This window comes from Deltaproteobacteria bacterium, from assembly GCA_019308995.1.
GTDB lineage: Bacteria > Desulfobacterota > Desulfarculia > Adiutricales > JAFDHD01 > JAFDHD01.
In genome coordinates, this window is record JAFDHD010000187.1 from 1 (window position 1) to 3,645 (window position 3,645).

3 protein-coding genes are annotated in these 3,645 nt (G+C 46.4%); 2 read left to right on the forward strand and 1 reads right to left on the reverse strand.

Translation table 11 applies throughout. The features are described 5' to 3' along the window. Together JRI95_16610 and JRI95_16615 are read left to right on the forward strand one after the other, a co-directional pair. The coding region (locus JRI95_16610) for a hypothetical protein (GenBank protein ID MBW2063166.1) at positions 1–931 on the forward strand (931 nt) is incomplete at its 5' end. A gap of 48 nt (positions 932–979) precedes the next feature. After that, the gene (locus JRI95_16615; protein MBW2063167.1) at positions 980–1,738 is read left to right on the forward strand and encodes a hypothetical protein; all 759 of its coding nucleotides are present in this window, start codon (positions 980–982) and stop codon (positions 1,736–1,738) included. A gap of 421 nt (positions 1,739–2,159) precedes the next feature. On the opposite strand, the gene JRI95_16620 is transcribed toward JRI95_16615, so the two are convergent. Next, positions 2,160–3,062 (reverse strand): aminotransferase class IV, encoded by a 903-nt coding sequence (locus tag JRI95_16620; protein ID MBW2063168.1) that lies wholly within the window; start codon positions 3,060–3,062, stop codon positions 2,160–2,162. Positions 3,063–3,645 lie beyond the last annotated feature (583 nt).

Here is a 3,645-nt window from a genome sequence, read left to right on the forward strand (position 1 = left end):
AAACGCCATAAAGGATGCAAAGAGGAATCTTCCGGATAAGGATGATCCGAATTTCTCTCAGTTCGAGCAAGAGTTGATGGCGATGGCCAGAAATGAGGCCCGACAAGTAACGGCCATATATGGGCCGAAATTGGAGGTCTTCAATGGAAAGCACAAACCCCTGCACAAGGATTATGGACGTATCTCCAAGGACTATGATGCTCACGCCACCAAGATTAAACGGAGCGAACCCAGTGTAGAGTTGTCCAGAGGGAAGTACTATGCGTTGATGTTTCTATTTGTCTTGGGTGAAATTCCTATGAATTCCCTCGCCTTCTCAGTGTTTGGTGAAAGCCAGATATTCACATGGATCATGGCGGTCGGTGTGGCTGTGGCCATCCCCTGGATCGCCCACGCCATGGGGATTCTTTTCAAGCGTTGGTCTGAGCCATGGTGGAAGAATGCTGTCGGTATAACGGCACTTCTCATCCTCACCGTTGGCGGCCTGGTTGCCATTGGCTACGTGCGTGTCCAGTACCTGGGCGACCTCAGCAAAGCAGGTGCAGTCAGCGCTTTTAGCAGTAGCGGGTTTATAGGCGCCGCATTTGTTGGCCTGAATCTGGTCATTTTAGCTGCAGCCACACTCTGCTCATATTTTTCTCATGACACAGACCCTATGCTGGAGCATTTACACCGCAGGACCAACCAGCTCAATAAGGCCTTACAGGCCGTAGAGGGGAAATATAATAAGATCCTTACCAAACAACAAGAAAAACTCCACCGGATTCAGCAACGAGCACAGGAAATCATCTATTACTACCGCAAGATCAACCAGCGCGCACGTCCTGATCAGACAAAACCCAAGTCCTTTGATGGGGAACATAAGTTGGGTGTGGAGTTTGAACAAGAAAACGAGCGCAGAAAAATGGAAACTGCGACCATCCCTGTATAGATGGTGATCAATGAATCCATTTCATAAATTTTGCGGAGGTATTCACAAATGAAGCAATGGAGACTAAAATTTTTTGGGTTCATCCTTCTCAGCTTCCTTCTCTTGACGATCCACATGAACTGGAGTAATGAAGCCTTTGGGAAGTCTGAGAACGCCAAAAAAGGTCCGCGGGTTCTGGTTATTTTTGTTGATATGTCGGGCAGTGCGAACCTCGCTCGGCATACGGTTTATACGAAAGCGTTTGAGAAAATCAGCCAAAACCTTAGTCAGGGAGATCGTGTTATGGTGGGGACCATCACCGGTCGTTCCTATATCGACTTTAAGCCATCCGTGGACGTGGAAATCCCTGAAAAAACTATATGGGTTAACCGCATTCAGTTCGAACGAAATCTAACCGAGGCCAAAGAAAAAATTCGAAGGGAAGTGGACCGACTCTTATCCCGCAAGAGAGGTACGCAGCATACAGAGATTCTGAATTCTCTGAATATTGCTGAGACATTCTTCCATAACGAGAAACGTCAAAAGATTCTGGTTATCCTCTCTGACATGATCCAGGATTCAAAGGAATATAATTTTGACAAGACTAAGGTCACAGACAAATATATAGACAAGGCCATCAGATACCGGCAAAAACACGATCTCATCCCCAACCTCAGCGATGTCAAGATCTATGTGGCCGGGGCCAGCGGTACTGATTCCAATAAATTTCGATCAGTAGAAAAATTCTGGGCGCGCTATTTCGCCAAAAGCGGAGCAGATTTCTCGCATCATCGGTATGGCCATTCCCTTATCGACTTTGAAAAATAACTCTAGAACGGCTCATTACTTTCGACATTGTCTGAGTCCCTTAACCTCAGAAAAACATCGTGCCTTTGGGGTCATCCTATAGTCCCCCTTTCCAATTTTATTACGACAGGGCTATAAGCCTTTTTTTGTAATGCCTAACCAGTATTGGAGAACTGTCGAAGATCCCGCACAACTCCCCTCTTTACATTTCCCCGCACGACTTACTGTACAAGAACTGTCAAAAAAAGATTTAATCCCTTTACTCGCCTTCGCCGGAATACCCTGCAGCTTGCCGCAGGGATGATCTGCCGTCGCTAAAGCTTTGGCACGACACAGATGGCGGGGCGAACCGCGCCGTAGCTGGTAAAGCGTAGGCGGGTTGGCTTCGGCGCAGTTCCGCTTGGCTTTACCACAGATGCCCCGCGCGGAAGCGCGGGGAGCTTCACTTTACAGGAAAAAGCCAGTCTTTAAATCGCTCGTCCTTTCCGGCGCAGATATCTGACATCAGACGTGCAAGCTCCCTGCTCACCGGTCCAGGTGTATTCCCCAAAACTCGATCACCGATACGGCTTACCGGCAAGACCTTGCAGGTAGCAGAAGCAAAGAATATTTCATCGGCTTTCATGAATTTTTCCGGTTTTACCTCCTCATCCACTGTCTTGAAACCAGTTATCCTGGCAGCCTGAAGTATGGAAAGGCGAGAAATACTGTGTAGGATTCGACCCAGCGGAGGGGTTTTAATCACATCACCTTCAACCCAGAAGACAGCCTCAGTGCTTGCTTCGGCCACGAAACCATAGGTATCAAGCAAGATTCCTATATCAAAGCCGCGGCTAATTGCCTCCTGACGAGCCAGCATGCCGTTTATGTAATTACCGGCTACTTTGGCCTCAACAGGAGCAGTATTCGGGTCAAGCTTGCGCCAGCGACAAAAACAGGCGCTTACGTGTTGCTTAGGCTCTATGCTCAAGTCCTCATCCACTGCGAAAATAGATAAATCAAGCCTTTCCTGTTGTGGCAGGAGAGTGAAGGCCGGGTTTCCATAGTAGCCGATTATTTTGATGAAACCATTTCTCAGGTTATTGGCCTTTATGGTCTCCATAACCCCATGCTCAATCTCCTGTGCGGAGTGGAACAACTCCATGCTTAGAAGTTCGGTGGTGCGGCGTAAACGCTTGAGGTGCTCATCCAACCTGAAGACAGCTGTGCCATTCGGCGTCTGATGGAAACTGATGACTTCGAAAACAGCCGAGCCTCGCGTAAAACTGTGTGACATGATATGGACGGTCGCCTGGTCCCAGTGAACAAACTCACCATTTATCCAGACCTTTATTTTGCTTGACATATCTCCCTCGAAAAATAGTGTAAAACAATCACTGTTAGAGCTTACAGTCTTGATTTTATCGCGTAAATCCATACACGATCATTAACGGACAGATCGGCGATATATTGTAGTTTGTTCGTGAACATTTAGATGTAAGGCTGCGTGCCACATATTAAAACCTGCAAACATGTAAGTATACGTATGTTAATGAAAACATCAACAGATTTTTGCGTCCTTAATGAAGAGGTGTATCTCAATATTTATATGAAAGTGCCTAAATAGAGCTTAAGTGCCTAAAGTGCCTAAAATTAACTCCTTTACTACTCAACCACTTAACTATTTGACAACTCAACTACTTTGATCCTTCGTTGTGGCCGGAAGGTCATGAGTATTCATTACCATGCAGGTCCATGATGGAGATATTCTGAGTTGTGTTTCACTAATTCATGAACAAAAACCCTTTATTTCGTATTTCACGGGCCGCTTACTGACTTAAACCCAGATTATGCAGTAGACACCTACTGCGACCTGAAAAACCTTGCTGTCCCGACTTGTCGGGATTTCACGATTTTGCTTCTCAACATATTTATAAATATGCCTTCGG

Bases quoted from the DNA above. Each gene is read 5' to 3' on its own strand.
- JRI95_16615 (MBW2063167.1), top strand. From the start codon at position 980: ATGAAGCAATGGAGACTAAAATTTTTTGGGTTCATCCTTCTCAGCTTC.
- JRI95_16620 (MBW2063168.1), bottom strand. From the start codon at position 3,062: ATGTCAAGCAAAATAAAGGTCTGGATAAATGGTGAGTTTGTTCACTGG.